The organism is Acinetobacter sp. 1130196, from assembly GCF_000588095.1.
GTDB lineage: Bacteria > Pseudomonadota > Gammaproteobacteria > Pseudomonadales > Moraxellaceae > Acinetobacter > Acinetobacter nosocomialis.
In genome coordinates this window covers 40,895-61,990 of sequence record NZ_JFWX01000020.1, presented here as the reverse complement: position 1 = coordinate 61,990, position 21,096 = coordinate 40,895, and the positions used below count along the sequence as shown (strand labels likewise).

Annotated in this window: 16 protein-coding genes; 7 read left to right on the top strand and 9 right to left on the bottom strand. The window is 41.1% G+C overall.

What is annotated here, in order from left to right; all coding sequences use genetic code 11:
- Window positions 1-39 precede the first annotated feature (39 nt).
- The 3 genes from J671_RS15505 to J671_RS15495 form a co-directional block, all read right to left on the bottom strand.
- Window positions 40-1,926: a feruloyl-CoA synthase gene (locus J671_RS15505; protein WP_170318184.1), complete on the bottom strand. Its 1,887-nt coding sequence runs from the start codon at window positions 1,924-1,926 to the stop codon at window positions 40-42.
- A gap of 82 nt (window positions 1,927-2,008) precedes the next feature.
- Complete coding sequence (locus J671_RS15500) at window positions 2,009-3,460, bottom strand: aldehyde dehydrogenase (RefSeq protein WP_004888087.1); 1,452 nt, start codon at window positions 3,458-3,460, stop codon at window positions 2,009-2,011.
- 37 nt (window positions 3,461-3,497) lie between these two features.
- On the bottom strand, window positions 3,498-4,337 hold the full coding sequence (locus J671_RS15495) for a p-hydroxycinnamoyl CoA hydratase/lyase (protein WP_002040868.1): 840 nt from the start codon (window positions 4,335-4,337) through the stop codon (window positions 3,498-3,500).
- 247 nt (window positions 4,338-4,584) lie between these two features.
- Here J671_RS15495 and mhpT point away from each other — a divergent pair, with 247 nt between their 5' ends.
- The 3 genes from mhpT (at window position 4,585) to J671_RS15480 (ending at window position 7,145) form a co-directional block, all read left to right on the top strand.
- The gene (mhpT, locus tag J671_RS15490; protein ID WP_000411717.1) at window positions 4,585-5,817 is read left to right on the top strand and encodes a 3-(3-hydroxy-phenyl)propionate transporter MhpT; all 1,233 of its coding nucleotides are present in this window, start codon (window positions 4,585-4,587) and stop codon (window positions 5,815-5,817) included.
- Window positions 5,818-5,887: 70 nt separating this feature from the next.
- Window positions 5,888-6,346 (top strand): MarR family winged helix-turn-helix transcriptional regulator, encoded by a 459-nt coding sequence (locus J671_RS15485; protein WP_004888086.1) that lies wholly within the window; start codon window positions 5,888-5,890, stop codon window positions 6,344-6,346.
- A gap of 106 nt (window positions 6,347-6,452) precedes the next feature.
- Window positions 6,453-7,145, top strand: coding sequence for a GntR family transcriptional regulator (locus J671_RS15480; protein WP_079377001.1), 693 nt, complete (start codon window positions 6,453-6,455; stop codon window positions 7,143-7,145).
- A 43-nt stretch (window positions 7,146-7,188) separates the two neighbouring features.
- Here J671_RS15480 and J671_RS15475 read toward each other — a convergent pair whose 3' ends face one another.
- Both J671_RS15475 and J671_RS15470 read right to left on the bottom strand, forming a co-directional pair.
- The gene (locus J671_RS15475; protein ID WP_004888083.1) at window positions 7,189-8,133 is read right to left on the bottom strand and encodes a PDR/VanB family oxidoreductase; all 945 of its coding nucleotides are present in this window, start codon (window positions 8,131-8,133) and stop codon (window positions 7,189-7,191) included.
- A gap of 12 nt (window positions 8,134-8,145) precedes the next feature.
- Window positions 8,146-9,222 (bottom strand): aromatic ring-hydroxylating oxygenase subunit alpha, encoded by a 1,077-nt coding sequence (locus J671_RS15470; RefSeq protein ID WP_004888080.1) that lies wholly within the window; start codon window positions 9,220-9,222, stop codon window positions 8,146-8,148.
- 492 nt (window positions 9,223-9,714) lie between these two features.
- On the opposite strand from J671_RS15470, the gene J671_RS15465 reads away from it, so the two are divergent.
- The 3 genes from J671_RS15465 to J671_RS15455 all read left to right on the top strand — a co-directional run bounded on the left by J671_RS15465 (window position 9,715) and on the right by J671_RS15455 (window position 14,824).
- Window positions 9,715-11,061 carry an MFS transporter gene (locus tag J671_RS15465; protein WP_004888078.1) on the top strand — a complete coding sequence of 449 codons (1,347 nt, stop codon included), beginning with the start codon at window positions 9,715-9,717 and terminating at the stop codon, window positions 11,059-11,061.
- A gap of 31 nt (window positions 11,062-11,092) precedes the next feature.
- Window positions 11,093-12,373: an OprD family outer membrane porin gene (locus J671_RS15460; protein ID WP_004888076.1), complete on the top strand. Its 1,281-nt coding sequence runs from the start codon at window positions 11,093-11,095 to the stop codon at window positions 12,371-12,373.
- 252 nt (window positions 12,374-12,625) lie between these two features.
- Window positions 12,626-14,824 (top strand): OsmC domain/YcaO domain-containing protein, encoded by a 2,199-nt coding sequence (locus J671_RS15455; RefSeq protein WP_004888074.1) that lies wholly within the window; start codon window positions 12,626-12,628, stop codon window positions 14,822-14,824.
- Between the two features lie 64 nt (window positions 14,825-14,888).
- Here the strand turns inward: J671_RS15455 and J671_RS15450 are convergent, their stop codons facing one another.
- From J671_RS15450 to J671_RS15435, 4 genes are all read right to left on the bottom strand, one after another.
- Window positions 14,889-16,559 carry a GMC family oxidoreductase gene (locus J671_RS15450; RefSeq protein ID WP_004888072.1) on the bottom strand — a complete coding sequence of 557 codons (1,671 nt, stop codon included), beginning with the start codon at window positions 16,557-16,559 and terminating at the stop codon, window positions 14,889-14,891.
- Between the two features lie 28 nt (window positions 16,560-16,587).
- Window positions 16,588-17,481 carry an alpha/beta hydrolase gene (locus J671_RS15445; RefSeq protein WP_004888070.1) on the bottom strand — a complete coding sequence of 298 codons (894 nt, stop codon included), beginning with the start codon at window positions 17,479-17,481 and terminating at the stop codon, window positions 16,588-16,590.
- 72 nt (window positions 17,482-17,553) lie between these two features.
- On the bottom strand, window positions 17,554-18,408 hold the full coding sequence (locus tag J671_RS15440) for an SDR family NAD(P)-dependent oxidoreductase (RefSeq protein ID WP_004888069.1): 855 nt from the start codon (window positions 18,406-18,408) through the stop codon (window positions 17,554-17,556).
- Window positions 18,409-18,452: 44 nt separating this feature from the next.
- Window positions 18,453-19,940, bottom strand: a complete 1,488-nt coding sequence (locus tag J671_RS15435; protein WP_004888067.1) for a flavin-containing monooxygenase — start codon at window positions 19,938-19,940, stop codon at window positions 18,453-18,455.
- A 136-nt stretch (window positions 19,941-20,076) separates the two neighbouring features.
- Between J671_RS15435 and J671_RS15430 the strand changes: the two genes are divergently transcribed.
- Entirely contained in the window at window positions 20,077-21,090 is a 1,014-nt protein-coding gene (locus J671_RS15430; RefSeq protein WP_004888064.1) for an AraC family transcriptional regulator, read from the top strand.
- Window positions 21,091-21,096: the final 6 nt, after the last annotated feature.

Genomic DNA, 21,096 nt, shown 5'->3' with positions numbered 1-21,096 from the left:
CCAAACCGAAGTTTGAGCTTCCTTTTTTATTTCAATTGCTTATTGTTTTAAGGTGGGCACCCGAATAATCAGCGGGTTATCAGTCTGCTTTTGATAAAGTTCATCAATTAAAGCAGCACGACGCTTGGTAATACTGCTTTGATTGAGGTTGCCTTTATCGGTTACTTCGCCTGCATCGAGTTGAGGTGGCTCGGTCATTAAATAAAGCATTGAGACTGTATTTGAGCTGCCAGTCGCATCTTTATTAAAGGTCGTTAAAAATTGGCGGAACCATTGCTGGACTTTAGGGTGTTGCAATATCTCTATTGCAGAATGTTCACCAAGCTTAAGGCCAGCATATTGAGCACACGCTTCTAATTTTGGAAAAATCAAAAAACCAATAGCATTCAGGTTTGAACCTGTAATGCAGACATCTTGAATCAGTAAGTTACCTTGAATGAGTACTTTATTGCGTAGTGTGCCCACATTCACAAAAGTACCCGTATTGAGTTTAAAGTCTTCGGCAATTCGTCCATCGTACATCAGTCCTTTGGTTGGATCATTGATGTCGACTAAACGAACAGCATCGCCTGTATGGAAAAAGCCTTCATCATCAAAAATAGTGCTCTGCTGGTCTGCCTTTAACCGCCAATAGCCTTTCATGACATGTTTGCCACGAACACAAAACTCAAGTTTGTCACCACATGGCACTAGCTTGATTTCGCATCCCGGAGCAGGGTAACCAATAAAGCCAGCCATCACGCGTGGACCAGTTGTGAAAGCACAAGATGGTGCAGTTTCAGTCATGCCTAAGCCGCTCATAATGCGAATTTTTTCACCGCAATGTTGCTGAGCAATTTTATCGAGTCTGTTCCAGCCCGCTTCTGAAAGCGCTGCACCTGCAAAGAATAGAATTTTAACTTTGGCAAAAAAGCGGTCTCTTAATTCTTCATCTTTTTCTAACGCTTCAGTGAGTTCTTCCCAGCCTTTTGGCACATTTAAATAAACTGTTGGAGAAATTTCTTTGAGGTTACGAATGGTTTCGTCAAATTTTCCTGCAACGGGTTTGCCATCATCAATGTAAATCGTACCGCCATTATAGAGCGCGATGCCGACATTGTGACTGCCGCCAAAGGTGTGGTGCCAAGACAGCCAGTCGAGTAGGACAGGCGGCGTTTCTTCAAACTCAGGGAAAGTTTGTAATAACATTTGCTGATTAACACACAACATTAAATGCGTGGTCGGTACAGCTTTAGGCAATTTGGTTGAACCTGATGTAAACAGAAATTTGGCAATCTGGTTTTCATCAAGGGTTTGATAAAACTCTTGTACATTTGAAACTGGCGTATCTAACAGCGACTGAAAAGACGTGCAGATCTGATCGCCTACAATACCTTTATTGGTTACCACTTCAATGTCGGATGTAATACACGCTTGAATGGCTTTGGCAAAGGCCTGACCATCGCTGGCATAAACCATACCAGGTGTTAGCACTTCAAATACATGTTTGAGTTTGCCAAAGTCTTGAGAAATCAGAGAGTAGGCAGGGGAAATAGCAGAGAAAGGCACACCCGCCAACATGGCACCCATAGAAAGTGTTAAATGTTCGAGGTCATTGCCACTTAAAATAACCAGTGGTCGTTCTTGGCTTAAATTACGGTCATGCAAAGCTTGAGCAATGTGCCATGCGCGTTGTAGAACTTCTGCATAACTTAGTTTGACCCATTCACCTTGAGCATTGCGTTTTGCTGCAAAAATATGGTCGGGTTTGGTTTGTGCAAAATGAATTAATCGATCTGTCAGTTTTTGTGGATACGGTTTTAATTGCTCTTTTGGGCTGATATAGAGCGTTTGATCTTTATAGTGATAATGAATATCGTGTTGCCCTAATTTTACGAACCGTTCGCGGTCTTGTGATTGAGTGGCATTCATTTGCATTTCTTTCACTCCATGGAAAGCGCATCACTGCGCTTTATTTTTTTGCATCATACAATTTTTATTTAATATGTCGGTATTCGCATTAGCCTGACTAAATCGGGTAATGACGTGATTGGGTTTGAATGGTAATCCAGCGTAAATCGGTAAACTCGGCAATAGATGCTTTACTACCAAATCGTCCGTATCCACTTGATTTTGTTCCGCCAAATGGCATTTGAGCTTCGTCATGTACGGTTGCGCCGTTAATATGACAAATACCCGAATCAATCTGTTTAGCCACTTCTAATGCCTGTGAAATATTCTGGCTAAACACTGCTGAAGAAAGGCCGAACTCGCTGTCATTTGCCAGTGCTACACCTTCTTCAATACTTGAAAAACGTTGAACTGTGCATACAGGGCCAAATGATTCTTCGCGGTAAAGCAGCATGTCAGGTTTAATATTGAGCACTAACGTCGGTTGCATGGTGGTGTCTTCAATATGGATACCTAAAGGTAAGTCAGCCCCTTTGTTTTGAGCATCTTCAAGCAAATGTTGAATACGGTTTGCAGCGCGGCGACTTTCTAAAACACCGAGTACATTGTCTTTTGAGGTTGGATTACCTGCCCGAATGGAACGGGTTTTCTCAATCAGTTTTTCAATAAACTGGTCGGCAATATTGTCTTGAACCAAAACACGTTCGGTCGACATACAAATTTGCCCCTGATTAAAGAATGCTCCAAAAGCGACTGCATTTACAGCTTCATTAATATCAGCCTCATTTAAAACCACAACAGGGGCTTTACCACCAAGTTCAAGCAAAACAGGTTTTAAATATTTAGCAGCAGTCTCGGCAATAATTTTGCCGACTTTGGTTGAACCGGTAAAATTAATGCGTTTCACAGCTGGATGAGACACTAAGCGCTCCACGATTTGTGGGGCATCTTCGGCGGCATGTGTAATCACATTCACGACACCTTCACCCAGTCCTGCTTCATGTAACACTTCACCAATGAGACGATGTGTTGCAGGGCAGGCTTCCGATGCTTTTAATACAACGGTGTTACCACAAGCCAAAGGCATGGCAAGCGCACGTGTTGCCAAAATCACAGGCGCATTCCAAGGTGCAATGCCAACAATGACACCGCAAGGAACCCGTACACCCATTGCAAGATTGCCCGGCACATCTGACGGAATCAGGCTTCCGTCAATTTGTGTGGTCATTGCTGCTGCTTCACGTAACATGTTGGCAGCAAGGTGAACGTTAAACCCATACCATGTTGCAGTTGAACCTGTTTCTTGCATTCCAGTTTGAATGAATTGCTCGGTTTTTTGGTCCATTAAATCGGCTGCTTTTAATAAGCGTAAACGGCGCTCGGTAGGCGAGAGTTTCGACCATACTTTAAAAGCTTGCTGCGCTGAATCGATTGCACGATCAACATCTTCGAGTGTTGCAGCAGCAGCTTTAGTTGCCACCGTTCCATCAATTGGACTAATACGCTCAAAAGTTGCCTGATTTGATGCATCAACAGATTGACCGTGAATAAGTAACTGTACATTTTGCATGGGTTGCGTCCTTACATTGCCATTAAAGAATCAAAAGTTAACCAGTACGTTTATAACTCTGTAAACCCGGTTTAATTGATTTTTCATCTAAGAATTGTTTCAAACCTTCTTGGCGACCATTCTCGGTATCTCGGTGGATACATTGATCAAGCTTGGCATATAAGTAATCTTCGTTTTGGTCCCATGTCAGTTCACGGCAACGCTTAAAGCCATTTTTAGCAGTACGAAGAACCACAGGGTTTTTCTCGAGTAAGCAATTTGCAAGTTCAGTTACTTCTGCTTTTAATTGGGCAAGCGGTACACTTTTGTTCACAAGGCCCATGGTTTCGGCTTCTTTACCGCTAAAAGTTTTACCCGTCATGATGTAATACAAAGATGCACGATGACCTACGGTATCTGCCATTGCTTTGCTTACAAGGTTGCCCGGTGGGATACCCCAGTTAATTTCAGATAAACCGAAAGTTGCTTCATCTGCTGCAATTGCTAGGTCACACGCCACTAAAGGTGAGAAACCGCCTCCGAAACACCAGCCGTTAACCATAGCAATCGTTGGTTTTGAATACATACGAAGAAGTTGCCACTGCCAGCGACATGAGTCACGACGAATACGCTCTTGGAAAATTTCTGGTTGAGTGTCGACTTCACGGAAATATTCCTTCAAATCCATACCCGCTGTCCAAGAGTCACCTGCACCGGTCAGAACCAAAACCTTGGCATTTTGATCAAGCTCTAGTGTTTCAAGCACATCAATCATTTCACGATTGAGGGTTGGGCTCATGGCATTTTTCTTTTCAGGGCGGTTTAAAGTGACCCATGCAATTCCATCTTCAACTTTAACATCTACTGTTTCCCAGCGGTTTTCATAACTCATCTTCATACTCCTTGAATGATTTTTTGCTGTTCTGGGATTTAATCTAATATCAGTTAAACTTACATTCAAGTCTTTTTTGGAAAATTTCATAAATATTTTATAATTTGTTGTATTTTAAATATTAATTATTTTAAAAATTAATTTTAAATAAAAATGTGTTGATTTTTTAATAAGTTTAACTGATATTTTTGGTGTGTTTAAAAATAATACACAAAGGGCTAAATGGAACGACTAGTCAATAAAGGACAACACAATGGAAAAAATATCAGGACAGCCTTCAAGGGCAAAAATCACATTGCTACTGTGCTTTGCCATAGCAATTTTTGAAGGCTTTGATCTTCAATCAATGGGGGTAGCCGCTCCACGAATGCGGGCTGAGTTTATGTTGGATAATGCCCAGATGGCGTGGGCATTTAGTGCTGCAATTTTGGGAACACTCCCAGGCGCAATATTAGGTGGTCGGTTTGCCGATATTGTCGGGCGTAAGAAAATTCTGATTTTTAGTATCTTACTTTTTGGAATTATGTCTTTGCTAACCGCCTATGCGGCCAATTTTAGTCTGTTACTACTCATTCGTTTTTGTACTGGTTTAGGAATGGGTGGGGCACTACCCATGATGATTACGCTTGCCTCTGAAGCCGTACCTGACCAGCACAAAGGTACTGCGGTTAGTGTGATGTATAGTGGCATTCCTTTTGGTGGCTTACTCACTTCCGTCGTTGCTATGTCGTTGGCAGGCGATGCAGAGTGGCGTCATATTTTCTATATCGGAGGGATTGCACCTATTTTACTAATCCCACTGATTATGCGCTTTTTACCTGAGTCAAATGATTATCTGCAACGTAAAGTTCAAGCACAGCAAACCACGCCATTCTTTGAAGTTTTATTTGCCAAAGAACGTCGTATGTCGACCATTCAGCTTTGGATAAGTTTTTTCTGCACATTGGTGGTGTTGTACTTTTTGTTGAACTGGTTGCCGTTGCTGATGGGTGCGCAAGGCTTATCGAAACTACAGGCGAACTATGTACAGATGGGCTACAACGTTGGTGGAATTTTAGGTTCGGTTCTGATGGGTGTATTGCTTGATAAATTACGCATGAGTTTTGTGATTAAGCTGATTTATCTCGGCATTTTATTTTCGCTGTGTTGTTTAGCAATTTCTCCGACCGTGGCTTTACTTGCACTTTCGGCAGTGGGTTGTGGTTTATTCATTGTGGGTGGACAATCGGCATTGTATGGTTTGGCTGCCATGTATTATCCAACCGAAATGCGTGGAACCGGAGTTGGCGCAGCGGTTGCAATCGGGCGTATTGGTTCATTTGCAGGGCCTTTAATGGCTGGTTTTTTACTCTCACTTGGACAAAGCTCGACCATTGTGATTGGTTCAAGTATTCCAGTGATTTTAATTGCAGCGATCTCTGCATTACTTCTTGTCAAAAAACCTAAACAGCCTGTACATTTAGTACAAAGCTCAGGTGCTCGCTAAGTTTTAACGAAAGTATGGGGTTAGAACCTCATACTTTCACTACAGATTTTCTTATGATGATTGAAAGGTTATGGTACGTTCGAATTTAGTTCAAAAAAAAGTAGAAGATGAGCCTAAGTTAAGTTACATGATTGCTCGTGTTGACCGAATTATTAGTAAACATTTAACAGAACATTTAAAAGAGCTTGAAATTACCTTACCGCAATTTACCGCACTTTCTGTTTTAGCTTCAAAAAGTAATGTATCCAATGCCAAACTTGCTGAGCGTTCTTTCATAAAGCCGCAATCTGCCAATAAAATTTTGCAAGATTTACTGGTGAATGGCTGGATTGAGAAAAAGCCGGATCCGACACATGGCCGACGTATTTTAATTACCTTGACCGAAAGCGGGATTGAAAAGTTAAACAAATGCAATGAAGTGGTTTTAAAAGTCGAAGAAAAAATGCTTGAAGGTATTGATATTAACCTGGCTTATTTAATTCGTAATAATCTCGATATTATGGTCAATAATCTTAAAAATTTTAAATAAGTGTATTTGTTTAGGTTGAGATAAATTGCTAAGTACTGATTCACACAGAAAATTGATTTCATTTTGCAAATGAACTTGCTAGCATCGAAGTGACGTTTTTGATGATGTGTGGCAACGAATGTCTTCAGGACAACAAGTTTTACTAAAACTAAGAAAAATGATTATTTCAGGGGAACTTGAAGGCGGTGCCAGAATTGCCGAGATTCCTACTGCCGAGTTACTTGGTGTTTCGCGCCAGCCTGTTCGTATAGCCTTTCGGTTGCTCGAACAAGAAGGTCTCCTCATTAAAAACCCAACTCGTGGTTACACGGTTCGTGAAATTTCCGGAAAACTGGTGCATGACGCACTTGAAGTGCGAGGGGTACTGGAAGGATTGGCTGCGAAAACTTTGGCAGAACAAGGTTTAAGCGAAGAGCAGAAAAAGACGTTGCAACATTGCATTCAGGAAACTGAAAAACTCTTTAATGAAAAGGACGAGTTTGGTGATGCTGAACTAGAACGTTATCATCATTTTAATGTCATCTTTCATGACACGATTATTGAAGGCGCGCAAAACGTTGCGCTCATCCAAGCGTTGGCTAAAAACAATCAATTGCCGATGGCTTCTGCTCAAGCCATTACTTATGACCAGAACCAAGCTTTGTCAGAATATCGCCGTTTGCACTATGCACATTTGCAGCATTGTTCGATTTTCGATGCATTGGTAAATCGTCAGGCAGGGCGTGCTGAAACATTAATGCGTGAACACAGTAGTGTGGTAATTTTAGGTGAAACCCTAAGAAATATTCTCAGCGCTTAAGGTAAAAGAAGTTCCTTTATTTTTGAATAAAGGAACTGAGGTATTAAAGCTCAATCACAAGATGTTTAGTTTTTGCACGAGAACAGCAGGGCGTAAACTGATCATTTAAAGCATGTTCTTCATCGGTCATAAATAGATCCCGATGATCTGGCGTACCTTCTACAACGCGAGTAATACATGTGCCGCAAATACCTTGCTCACATGAAACAGGAATATCAAAACCATTCGCAATTAATGCTTCTGTTGCAGTCTGCTCTGGTAATACTTCAATTTGGCGGCCCGTACCTTTCACTTCGATAGTAAAAGCTTCATCGTTAGATGCATCTACCTTTTGCGCGACAAAATGCTCTTGATGTAACTGTTCGCTATGCCAACCCGCTTGCTCGGCAGAATTCATGACAAACTGCATAAATCCTGTAGGCCCACACACATATAAGTGTTTATCAGGTGAAGCTTGGCCCAAAACCTCTGCCATATTACATTCGGTGTTAGGTTGGTCTTGAATATGAAAATGGACTTGGTCACTAAAGTGCTCGGTTAAATTGCCATAAAAGGCAATCATTTCATGACTACGAACAAAGTAGTGCAATTCGAAAGGAGTATTGGCCGACTTAAGCCGATACGCCATCGACAAAATAGGGGTAATACCAATACCACCCGCAAATAAAACCGCTTGTTTGGTTTGAGGGTGAATTTCAAATAAATTACGAGGTTCACCAATTTTTAAATGATCGCCTTCACGATATTCGGTGTGAATGCAACGTGAGCCACCGCGTGAATTGGCATCATGTAAAACACCAATCACATAACGATGCTTTTCACTACAGCAATTTGAAAGTGAATATTGACGAGTGAGGCCATTTTTCAGATGCACATCAATATGTGCACCTGCTTCAAAACTCGGCAGCTCCGTACCATTTGCTGCAACCAATTCAAACGCACGAATAGTCGGGGTGAGCTGGTGAATTTTTTGAATAATAACGTCCATGTCCATGCTCCTTTAAATAATCCGAATGTTTGGAAACTTCTGTGTGAATGTTTCAGGAGGTGTTTTATTTTCTTCGGCAAGTAGTCGGTCAATGACCTTACGGGACTGGACACCGCCTGCATCGATATTGAGCATCAGTAATTTGCGATGTGGATTATTTAAAATGTTTTGTTGCTGTTGCTCCAACATTTCTAAATCTTCAGTAAAGATTTTGCCTTGGCCTTCACGAATTTGATCGGTGAGTTCAGCATTATCTGGCTGGAAGTTGCGTGCCATTCCCCAGAAATACCAATGTGATGTTTCAGTTTCCGGCGTAATAAAATCGACCACGATTGAGGAAACTTTTTTGTCACTTGGTGCGTGATAACCACCCTGTCCAGCATGTGCGACACCTACTTCAATGTGAACATTACTTGGCGCAAAGAAGTGGCAACGTTGCCAACGGTCAACAGGTACATCATCTGCCAAATGATTGCCGCGAAGGGCCATTTGCCAAAATGGAGGTGCGATCACATTTTCCATATAGCGTTCGGTTATGACATGGTCACCGTCAACTTTAGTCACAGGCAGGGCTTCATCAATTTCTTTTTGCCCAATACTGCTTGAGTGAACATAGGTTTCGTGGGTTAAATCCATTAGGTTGTCGATCATTAGGCGATAGTCGCACTGAATGTGAAACAGGCCTCCGCCATAGCTCCATTCGGGATGATCTGCCCATTCTAAAGTTGGCAGTTTTGCTTCATCTGCTAAAGCTTTTTCACCTGGCCATACCCAAATAAAGCCGAACTTTTCAACAACTGCATATGCTTTATTACATGGGAAACCGTTTACACGTTGAGCTGGCATTGAAACGGTCTTTCCGTCACAGCCCATAACTAAGCCATGGTAACCACAGACGAGGTTGCCATCTTCGACATATCCCAGTGAGAGTGGGGCACCACGATGCGGACAAAAATCTTCAACAGCTGCAACTTGGTTTTCTTTAGCACGATAAAAAACGATTTTTTCACCACAGATGGTGCGACCTAATGGTTTATCTTGGATTTCTTCTGGACGGCAAGCTACATACCATGCATTTTTAATAAACATTTGTGACGACTCCTTATCACTTATTGGATCCAATTTATAGTAAATAAAAATATTGGTCAATTGATAAACAGGATCTTTTTTTACATTACTTTCCTTGATTGTTTATATCTTTAATATTAATTCAGATTTTTTTTATTTTTTAAAAGTTTTGGTCATTGAAGTTTAATTTGGATCCATATTTATTGGGTTAAAAGAGGGATAAGGAGAAATCCTTTGAGTTGTAAAATTGAAAATAGATAAATTTTTATGGATCCACATTTGTAATTTTAAATAAATTATACTTATATTTTTCAGCTATTTAATTTGATGGTTATTAAATTTTAAAAATATTGTTGATTTTTTGGATCCAAATATTCAGTATAGAAAAAGAGCAGGATGCTCCAAAAAACAAATATTCCTCTAGGTCATGATGGATACGGATATGCATAACCACCCAATCGCTCATATTAGCAATGTCGTGTGTATCTCTTATCCACATTGGGAGATGCATAAATGGAAAGAGATGTTCTAAGTGAGATCAATCAAAATAATATGAGCCGTTATCAATGGTTCATCATTTTGATCTGTATTTGTCTCAATATTATTGATGGCTTTGACGTGATGGTAATGGCATTTACTGCTCCATCAGTGTCAGCAGAATGGTCACTTTCAGGGGCACAAATTGGCTTATTGCTGAGTTCAGGTCTTTTTGGGATGGCTGCCGGTTCAATTTTTCTTGCGCCTTTAGCCGATAAAATCGGTCGCCGTTTACTTATCTTGGTTTGTTTAGTGATTGCAGGTCTTAGCATGTTGTGCTGTGCTTTGGTGCAAAGTCATGGCATGTTGGCAGCACTTCGGTTTATTACCGGAATTGGGGTAGGCGGGATTCTTGCGAGTAGTAATGTCTTGGCAAGTGAGTATGCCAATGCACGCTGGCGCAGTCTCGCAGTGAGCTTAATGTCTACAGGTTATGGCATTGGTGCGACACTAGGCGGAGTACTCTCACTGGCCTTGATTGAGCATTTAGGTTGGCGTTCAATCTTTTTGGCAGGGGGGATCACAACCATAGTGATGTTGCTGATTAGTGCCTGGTTATTACCTGAATCTTTAGATTATTTGTTGGCAAAAAGACCAAAACAGGCATTAGAACGTATTAACGCAACAGTAAATCGTATGGGGTTAACTGCTTTAAAAGCTTTACCTTATTACGGCCAGAATAATCAAAAAAATACAGGTGATATTGGTAAATTATTTTCAGGGCAGCAGGGGTTGCAGACACTTTGTCTTTGGTTTGCATTCTTTTTAGTGATGTTTGGCTTTTACTTTGTCATGAGCTGGACACCAAAAATTCTGATTTCAATGGGAATGTCGCCTGAACAAGGTGTAAGTACCGGCATTTTAATTAGTATTGGCGGTATTTTCGGGGCGGCCATTATTGGTTTATTGGCATCGCGCATGAAAGTCTTTTATGCCTTAAGTCTGTTTTTAGGGCTAACCTCGGCATGTGTTTTCCTATTTGTTGCTGTCTCATCTCAAGTCAGCATTGCACTCATAGTCGGTTTATTACTTGGCACCCTCATTAACGGTTGTGTGGCAGGTTTATATTCTATTTCTCCAACAATTTATGATGCTGAAATCCGTAGTCGCGGCGTGGGTTATGCCATTGGTTTTGGTCGGATTGGGGCAATTTTATCGCCAACGGTCGCAGGCATTTTCTTAGATAAAGGTATTGCACCTGCAACGCTGTATGCCTATTACGGTGTGGTGTTTATTTTGGCTATTTTCCTGATTTTGAGTTTGGGTAGCGCTTTTTACCGCAGTCAAAAAGAGCAAAACTTCTCACTTAAAACAGCACCTTAATCCACTAAAAATTAAATAGTTGAGTTAAAAAATGAAAAAGACACCATTATGGGTGGGGGTATGCTTGTGCCCATTATTTAGTCAAGTTGTGCATGCCGAGTTTATAGCAGACAGTAAAGCTGAGCTGACACTGCGTAATTTTTACTTTGACCGAGACTATAAAAAAGACCCATATCCGTATACCGCAGCTAGAGATTGGGCACAGGGTTTAATTTTTAAAGGACAGTCGGGTTATACCGAAGGGACAGTTGGGTTCGGTGTTGATGTACTTGCAATGGCGGGGTTTAACCTAATGGGAAATCGGGCAGATGACTATGCACGTAGTGGCTTACTCCCAGTGAATACCGATAACTCACGTGATGATTATTATGGAAAAATAGGCATTACAGCGAAGGCTAAATTTAGAAAAAATGAGCTTTTTGTGGGCGATTTGGTTCCACAATTGCCAACCATATTTTCATCACCAGCGCGTTTGTTCCCTCAGACTTATCGCGGTATTCGCTTTGTTTCAAATGAAATTCCAAATCTTCAACTCGAAGGTTTTTATGTCGACGAAGTGCGGCAGCGCGATTCCATTCGTTATACCGATGTTGGAACAGACAATATCAACCATCGATTTGACAAAGCTGCCACCACTGACTCGTTTTATACTTTAGGTGGAAGTTATCAGTTAAAAGACTATCGTTTACGGGCTTACCATGCTGAACTCAAAGATATTTATCAGCAACAATTTTTGGGTTTTAACGGAAAGCAGCCTTTAAATGACCAGCTTAATTTTTTAAGTGACGTGCGGTTTTTTAATAGTGAGGAAACTGGAAGTAAAAAAATAGGAGAGGTTGATAACCGTCATATTAGCGGCCTATTTGGTTTGAACTATCAAAATCATACGGTTTCTTTGGGTTATATGCAGTCATTTGGTTCGACTGGTTTGCCATTTTTGTCGGGAACAGAAAGTCCAGTTGTGCTTGATTTTATGAGTTCGGACTACTCAAATAAAGATGAAAAAGTCTATTCGATTCGTTATGAATATGACTTTAAAAATGCGCGGATGGGGGATGTTTCATTGAATGGACTGCGCTTTATGACCCGTTATGCCAAAGGTGAAGATATTGATTTGCTGCAATATGGTGATCAGCGTTTTAAAGAAGAGTCGATGGAGTTTGATTTGGGCTATAAAATTCCTGAAGGTAAATTAAAAGGCTTAGGAGTGCGGGCCCGCTTTTCTCACTACCGTAATGATATGCCAACGAATATGACCTTCCACTCGGCAAATGAAACGCGTTTGAATGTTGATTACACCTTTAAATTTTAATGGTTAATATTTAACTAAATTCAAGACAAGTTAAAACATTGTGACCATCAATGTTTTAACTTTAGTTATCAACTTCACAAAATCACTCTATAATACCGCCAATCTTATTAAAGCCCATTGAGTTGTTCATTAAACACATGGCTTTAATCTCTCATTTTTTTAAGTCAATTTCTTCGCTGTGATTCGGCTTATTTTTCAATATTTAGAATTTTATGTGTCTGTGCTGACACATAAAAATATTTAGGTGCCAGCATGGAAATCAAGGTTAATTATCTCGACAATCTTCGACAGGAAGCTAAGTTCGATGACTTTACGGTAATTGCCGATCAACCAATTCGCTACAAGGGTGACGGTTCGGCACCGGGCCCATTTGACTACTTTTTAGCATCGTCAGCATTGTGTGCAGCGTACTTTGTAAAAGTGTATTGTGCAGCTCGAGATATCCCAACCGATAATATTCGTTTATCGCAAAATAATATTGTTGATCCTGAAAACCGCTATAAGCAAACCTTTAAAATTCAAATTGAATTACCAGCCGATATTTCAGAAAAAGATCGCCAAGGGATTTTACGTTCGATTGACCGCTGTACTGTTAAAAAAGTCATTCAAACGGTTCCTGAATTTATTATTGAAGAAGTTGAAAGCATTGATGCAGATGCACAAGCATTGTTATTGCCAAGTTTAACTTCAGAAAACCATACCTATATTCAAGGTAAAGATCTACCATTAGAAGAAACCATTGCCAATATGTCTGCTATTTTGGCAAATTTGGGCATGAAGATAGAAATCGCGTCTTGGCGTAATATTGTCCCAAATGTATGGTCGTTACACATTCGTGATGCACAGTCTCCGATGTGCTTTACCAATGGTAAAGGTGCCACTAAAGAAAGTGCTTTGGCATCTGCATTGGGCGAGTTTATTGAGCGTTTAAACTGTAACTTCTTCTATAACGACCAGTTCTGGGGTGAAGATATTGCCAATGCTGAATTTGTGCATTATCCAGATGAAAAATGGTTTAAACCGGGTCCAAATGGTGAATTACCTAAAGAAATCTTAGATGAATATTGTCTTGAGATTTACAACCCAGATGATGAGTTACTTGGCACGCATTTATATGATACCAACTCAGGCAATATAGAGCGTGGCATTTGCTCGCTACCTTTTGTGCGCCAGTCTGACGGTGAAGTTGTATATTTCCCATCAAATTTAATTGAAAACTTGTACTTAAGTAACGGTATGAGTGCAGGCAACACTTTGGCAGAAGCTCAAGTTCAATGTTTGTCTGAAATTTTTGAACGTGCTGTAAAACGTGAAATTTTAGAAGGTGAAATTGCACTTCCAGATGTTCCTGAAGACGTATTAGCAAAATACCCAAGTATTGTGGCTGGTATTAAAGGCTTAGAAGAGCAAGGTTTTCCTGTATTAGTTAAAGATGCATCATTAGGCGGTCAGTTCCCTGTAATGTGTGTAACTTTAATGAACCCGCGTACGGGTGGGGTGTTTGCATCTTTCGGTGCGCATCCAAGTTTTGAAGTTGCGTTGGAACGTAGTCTGACCGAATTACTTCAAGGCCGTAGTTTTGAAGGCTTAAATGATTTACCTCAACCGACTTTCCAAAGTAATGCAGTGACTGAGCCGAATAACTTTGTTGAGCACTTTATTGACTCAAGCGGTTTAGTTTCTTGGCGCTTCTTTAGCTCTAAATCTGACTATGACTTTGTTGAATGGGATTTTTCTGGCGAAGGCGAAGAGTCGAATGCAGAAGAAGCTGCAACTTTGTTCGGTATTCTCGAAGAGATGGGTAAAGAAGTGTATATGGCAGTCTATGAGCACTTAGGTGCGACCGCTTGCCGTATTTTAGTTCCTGATTATTCAGAAATTTATCTTGTTGAAGATCTGATTTGGGACAATACCAATAAGGCACTTGCATTCCGTGAAGATATTTTAAATTTGCATCGTTTGGATGATGAACAGCTTGAGGCGTTGGTTGAGCGCTTAGAGGAATGTGAGCTAGACGATTACACTGAAATTACCACACTCATTGGCATCGAATTTGATGACAATACAGTTTGGGGACAGCTCACAATTTTAGAACTGAAATTGCTCATTTATGTTGCATTACAACAATTTGAAGAAGCAAAAGAGCTTGTCGAAACTTACTTGCAATATAACACCAACACCGTTGAGCGTGGTTTGTTCTATCAATGTATGAACGTGGTACTTGAAGTAATATTAGATGAAGAACTAGAGCTTGAAGACTACCTGACTAACTTCCGCCGTATGTTTGGTGACACACGAATGGATGCGGTATTAGGTTCTGTCGACGGTAGCGTTCGTTTCTATGGTTTAACGCCAACAAGCATGAAACTAGAAGGGCTTGATCGCCATTTACGTCTAATTGAGAGTTATAAAAAATTGCATGCAGCTCGTGCTAAAGCGGTAGCGATGTAATTTAAGAAACTAAATAAAAAAGCCTATTTTTAAATAGGCTTTTTTTATAAAACAACTTGCTAGTTTAGGCAGAGGCTTTCGTGATCTCTATGGTTTCTTCCGTTATTGGATAGTCTGGTTGTTCATCCAAAGTGTGTTTAGCCGGAATATAAGACATTGCACGTTCTGCTAGAGCAGTAATGGTTAAACTTGGGTTTACACCTAAATTGGCACCCAACATAGAGCCATCTACAACATATAAATTTTTATAGTTAAACACACGATTTTTGCCATCGACTACACCTTGTTCTGGGCTAGATGCAATCGCGCAGCCTCCCATACAGTGAGCAGTAAAAGGCACATTAAATAAAATTTCGGTAATGGTCGTTATTGGATGACCATTAAACATTTTGGCGACTTTTTCAGTAAAGGTATTGGCTTGTGGAATATAAACAGGAAGCTTTTTTCCTTCACTCGACAAAACCTTGCCAAAAGGCCAGAACCAATTGCGTTTTAAACGCATGTTAATTGAAGCATCGGCAGTTTGCATTACTAAGAAAATTAAGGTTTGACGTGCAAAACCAACAGGGTTGCTCATACGTAAGAATATAAGTGGATGGCTAATGAGTACCCATAACCAATAAAAAATACGTGTCCAACCTGGTTTACCTTTTGCCATATACGTACACATGAGACCCATAGCATCGGAACCACTTTGGTAGCGTGTCGCTTCAATATGAGTATCATGGTCAATATAGATGCTTGAACCAATTGCAACGCCCTTACTCATATCGACATCTTTATCAAAGAAACGGACTCCTAAGATAGACTCCGCATTGGTACGTACCCGATTACCCAAATCATCAGAAATATTTGGTAGAGAACCAGATTGTTTTAAGCGGAATAGCATTTCTTGGGTGCCCAAAGAAGATGCCGAGAAAATTACGTTACGAACCCGCCAAGTACGACGTTGTTTGTTAAACCATGAGCTTGAGCATTCAGTCGTGACTTCATAACCATCACTACCATCGACTTTGCCATTGAGTGGTTTAACATCAACCACTTTGGTTTCTTCATAAACCTTGGCGCCATTTTTTTCGGCAAAGTACAAATAATTTTTATCTAGAGTATTTTTTGCATTGTGTTTACAACCTGTCATACAGCCACCACATGCTGTACAGGTGCCACGATCTGGTCCTTCACCGTTAAAATAAGGGTCTGGATAAGTCTTTCCACCTTCTTCGCCTTCGGGAGGAAAAAAGGTTGCAACACGAGTCGGTTTAAAGGTATGGCCTACACCTACCGCTTCACCCATTTTCTTTAACATGTGATCGGCAGGGCCAAGTATTTTATTGTCAGTCACTCCAAGCATACGTTCTGCTTCGGCATAGTGCTGCGGCATTTCATTTTTCCAGTCCGCAGCATCTGCCCAAGTGCCTTCATCCCAAATGTGTTCGGGTGGAACGAGCAGGGTATTGGCATAGGTAATTGAGCCACCGCCTACGGCATTACCGCAAATAATAGTGACATGGCGAAAAAAACGCATATTGAAATAACCAAAAAGTTTCATACCCGGACGCCAGATCCAGCGGCGTGTGTTCCAGTTATTTTTAGCAAAATCTTCAGCTTTCCAACGACGCCCCATTTCCATTACAGCAACTGAGTAGCCTTTTTCGGTGAGACGGCAGGCAGAAACACTACCGCCAAAGCCTGAACCAATGATGAGATAATCATAGTCATAATTGTTTGATGCCATGCCAAAGGCTCCTGTCTAGTGATATTTTTTATATTGACTGCATGTGTTTATCAATGAATTGTCCAATGCGCTTAATTGAGTCATCGGATTCTTTTAGTATACCTGCATGGAATTGAAAAACGTGCCCAACTTTGTCATAAATCTTAAATGTGGTCGGAATACCGCATTTCTCGGCTTGTTCTGCAAGACGTTTCGCATCATCTAATAAAACTTCTTCGGTACCAACATGGATCAGAACCGGTGGTAATCCGGTTAAGTCAGCATAAAGTGGGGAGCAGGTCGGATCGGTTGCCGATTTTTGGCCGCAATAGTTTTTTGCACACCAAACTAACCAGTCTTCTGAGAGCATTGCATCTTGAACAGCATGAGTTTTCAGCGTGCTTCCTGAAAGACTTAAGTCAACCCAAGGTGAAAGTAAAACTAATGCCGCTGGTAAAGGTAAACCTGCGTTCCTTAGCGCAATAACTGTACTTAAGCTCAGGCCGCCACCAGCGGAGTCACCAGCAATCACAAGTTTTTTGGGATCTTGTCCTTGAGCAAGTAAAGCCTTATAGACTGCAATGCTATCTTCAATAGCAGCAGGGCTTGGATGTTCTGGGGCTAAACGATATTCAGCTAACCAGACTTGTGCCTGAGCTGCATGTCCGATCTGAGCTGCAAGCTTCGTGTGACTTTTTGAGCTACCCACTACATAGCCACCGCCATGCAAATACAAAATGCCGAGCCCTGATTTGGTCGTTTTAGGCTGAATATGAACTGTCGGTACTTGAGCAATATTTTGCTTTTTAGTTTGATAACCACGTGGCCCAAGCACAATAGCACTGGCCGCATCGCTACAAAAACGTTGTAATTTCACTGGCGTTTTAGGAGATAAAGCTGGGCGTAGTGTGGTACGAATGGTCCATGCGAGAAGTTGCTTCATGATAAGCACTCATACTAAGCAGGTGAGATTAGTCAGCATCTCTGAAAATCAAGAGTATGCTGACCACTATTTTTATTTTGCTGACTTATTAAGTAGTCGAGTTTGCCAAGCAGTCGCGGTTGCAAAGATCTTTTGGTAGCCTTGCGGAAGAATACGCTGAATTACATCAACGGCTTTTGCATCGGCTCCAATAAGTAAACGGCGACGGTTCTTACGAACAGCCTCCAAAATTTGCTGAGCTGCATCATCAGCAGGAGTGCGAAGTAATTTATCGAAAGCGTCTTGGCTTTTTAGCGGGTCCATTCCTAAAGACTGGACGCTATTGTTCATACGTGCAGCTTTGGCAATATTGGTACGAATACCACCCGGATGCACACAAGTCGCGCTCACACCAGCATTTTGCATATCAAGTTCTTGGCGCAATGATTCAGTAAAACCACGAACGGCAAATTTACTGGCGTTATAAGCACTTTGGGTCGGTTGAGCTGTTAAGCCAAACATACTGGAAATATTAATAATATGCCCATCACCACTTTGCTTTAAGTAAGGCAAAAATTCTTTGGTGCCATAAACCACGCCCCAAAAATTAATACCAATGAGCCATTCAAGATCTTCATAGCTCACACCTTCCGCTGTACTACCAATCGCGACACCAGCATTATTAAAAATCAGGTTAACTTGGCCATGTTCATCTACAACTGCTTTTGCCCAAGTTGCAACGTCATCACGTTTAGCGACATCAACTTTTTGAGTGGTGACTTTGACAGAGTAGGGCGCTAACAGCTCGACTGTTTTGGCTAACCCAGCTTCACTAATATCAGAAAGTGCCAGGTGACAGCCTTGTTTAGCGAGTGCTATGGCAATTGCTTGTCCAATACCTGAACCCGCACCTGTCACAGCTGCGACTTTATTTTTAAAAGACTTCATAAAATTCTCCGTTTATTTTTCTCATTTCCTATGGCGAAGCTTATTTAAGAAATAGCCGACACCTGAGTGTAGTTTTCAATGTCAAAGCGACGAGTGCGTTGACGATATTCAAGAGTGAAACCCGGCCAGTTATTGGTATTTTTACCATCAGCAGTTTGGTACCAACTGGTACAGCCTTGCGCCCACACCGTTTTTTTCATTTTCTCTTGAATATCTTGATTAAATTCGTGTTGAATTTCGGCACGAATGTTGGTGAACAGCAGGTTATTTTTCAAAGTAGTGCGCAGCGCATCTAAAATATAATTTACTTGGCTTTCAATCATATAAACAATTGAGTTATGCCCGAGGTTGGTATTTGGCCCATACAGCATAAAGAAGTTAGGGAATCCGTTTACTGTCAGGCCTAAATAAGCTTCAGCACCATCTTTCCATGTTTCTTTTAAGGTGCGACCATCAAGTCCAGTAATTTGCATTGGCGCCATAAATTCAGTCGCCGTAAAACCTGTACCGTAAATAATGGCATCAACTTCACGTAGATTTCCTTCCGTGTCTAAAATGCCATGTTCGGTAATTTCTTGAATGCCTGTATCAATCACATCAACATGAGGTTGAGTCAGTGTTTCATACCAGTGGTTAGAAATTAAAATACGTTTACAACCAATTGGATAATCTGGCATTAAGCGGTGACGTAACTTTCCATCTTTAACAACTTTTCGAATGTGGCGCTGAAATAAATATTCCACCAAAGGCATTTCATTGAGTGAAGTTGTAAAAGCAAGTAGGCGAATTTCATGATGACCATATTGCAAGGCACGGTCTAGACTTTGCAAGATCGGCAGTTTACGGAAAGCTTTTTTCTCTAAAGGTTGATAAACCCGATCTGGTTTAGGAATGACATACGGTGCCGAGCGTTGATAAACGTCTAGGTGAGCCACTTGTTTTGCAATTTCAGGTACAAACTGAATCGCACTTGCGCCTGTACCAATGACTGCAACACGTTTGCCAGTTAAGTCATAGTCATGGTCCCAGCGTGCTGAGTGAAATGCCTTACCTTTGAAATTTTCAATGTCTTTAAGTTTTGGATAGGCAGGACGGTTGAGCTGGCCTACCGCGCCCACTAAAAATTCTGCTTCAAACTGTTCACCAGCCGTACTTTGGATATGCCATACGCCTTGCAAAGCATCAAATTCGGCGCTGGCTATTTCAGTATTAAATTTGATGTGCGGACGAAGATCATATTTATCGGCACAGTGACGCAAATATTGATAAATCTCTTGAGATGTCCCGTAGCGATTTTTCCAACCAAGTTCCTGTTCAAAAGAAAAAGAATAAAGATGCGACGGCACATCACATGCAGCACCCGGATAAGTATTGTCACGCCAGACACCACCTACATCGGCAGCTTTTTCAAATAGAGTAAATTGTTCAAAACCTGCTTGTTTGAGACGAATGGCAAGTCCTAGACCACCAAAGCCAGTGCCAATAATGGCGATGCGTACATTTTTATTTGAATTAGACGACGAATTAAACATAGGCTGCTCTAAAATCCTTAAAAACAGTGAGCGAAAAAATCGCAATTTCCTGTATGCAGAATAGACGTTTATTAACTTGATTTAGAGGATGGATGAGGACAAAATATTGTGATTCGAGGACATTCTGAGCGATACAGTGAAGTATGCATGGGCATTTGAACGCAGTGTACATAGTGTTCGGTTAATGGCTGATTTCGCGATGGAATCAGGCATTTCTTATCAGACGATTTTAAAAGGGACTGGACTTAGCCAACAACAATTACTTGATCCTAATATGGTGGTGACAGGCCATCAGGAATTACAGTTGATTCATAACTTGGTTGAGCAACTAGGAGACAGACCGACATTAGGCTTAGAAGTGGGCACACGCTATCATTTCACCACATTTGGGCCATTAGGCATGGCTCTGATGAGTAGCGCCAGCATTCGCGAAGCACTAGATTTGGCTTTAACCTATTTCACGTTAACTTTTGCTTTTACTCGCTTTGAGGTATCGGATACACCAGAAGGAATCCGTATCGAAATTGATGAGCAAGATATTCCCTTATCAGTTCGTCAATTCATTATTGAACGAGATGCGGCTGCGCTCATTACGGTACAGCGAGATTTGGTGCAGGATAATTTTTGCCAATATTTGGCTTTTTCTTTTCAACCTAAAGGCGATGTAGAGCCTTATCGGAATTTATTTGGGGTTATGCCGGAATTTGGCGCAGCCAAAAGTTTTGTGATTCTTGATCCGCAAAAAGTAGACCAGAAGCTACTTATGGCAAATGATCTAGTTTTACATACAGCCGAAGAACAATGTCGTCAAATATTAGAAAAACGCCAATCACAAAATAAATTTACAAACTTAGTGCAACAACAGCTAATGAGTACGCGTGGGGAAATGCCATCTATGGAAATAGTCGCTGATCGGCTGCATTTAAATACAAGAACCCTGCGCCGCCATTTGGCATTAGAGGGAATGACTTTTATCCAAATTCGTGAAGAGGTTAGACAGGTTTTAGCAGAGCAATATTTGGCGTTACCAAAAGCTTCGGTTGAGCAAATTGCCGAATGGTTAGGTTATGCAGAGCCTGCCAGCTTTATTCATGCTTATAAAAGATGGCATGGGAAAACACCTCATGCCATGCGGTTAAATAACCGATAACCCAAG

Coding starts and splice junctions, on each gene's coding strand:
- J671_RS15460 (WP_004888076.1), top strand. CDS start 11,093: ATGAAAAAGACACCATTATGGGTGGGGGTATGCTTGTGCCCATTATTT.
- J671_RS15445 (WP_004888070.1), bottom strand. CDS start 17,481: ATGAAGCAACTTCTCGCATGGACCATTCGTACCACACTACGCCCAGCT.
- J671_RS15470 (WP_004888080.1), bottom strand. CDS start 9,222: ATGTTTATTAAAAATGCATGGTATGTAGCTTGCCGTCCAGAAGAAATC.
- J671_RS15500 (WP_004888087.1), bottom strand. CDS start 3,460: ATGCAAAATGTACAGTTACTTATTCACGGTCAATCTGTTGATGCATCA.
- J671_RS15440 (WP_004888069.1), bottom strand. CDS start 18,408: ATGAAGTCTTTTAAAAATAAAGTCGCAGCTGTGACAGGTGCGGGTTCA.
- J671_RS15485 (WP_004888086.1), top strand. CDS start 5,888: ATGGTACGTTCGAATTTAGTTCAAAAAAAAGTAGAAGATGAGCCTAAG.
- J671_RS15450 (WP_004888072.1), bottom strand. CDS start 16,559: ATGGCATCAAACAATTATGACTATGATTATCTCATCATTGGTTCAGGC.
- J671_RS15495 (WP_002040868.1), bottom strand. CDS start 4,337: ATGAAGATGAGTTATGAAAACCGCTGGGAAACAGTAGATGTTAAAGTT.
- J671_RS15455 (WP_004888074.1), top strand. CDS start 12,626: ATGGAAATCAAGGTTAATTATCTCGACAATCTTCGACAGGAAGCTAAG.
- J671_RS15435 (WP_004888067.1), bottom strand. CDS start 19,940: ATGTTTAATTCGTCGTCTAATTCAAATAAAAATGTACGCATCGCCATT.
- J671_RS15465 (WP_004888078.1), top strand. CDS start 9,715: ATGGAAAGAGATGTTCTAAGTGAGATCAATCAAAATAATATGAGCCGT.
- mhpT (WP_000411717.1), top strand. CDS start 4,585: ATGGAAAAAATATCAGGACAGCCTTCAAGGGCAAAAATCACATTGCTA.
- J671_RS15475 (WP_004888083.1), bottom strand. CDS start 8,133: ATGGACGTTATTATTCAAAAAATTCACCAGCTCACCCCGACTATTCGT.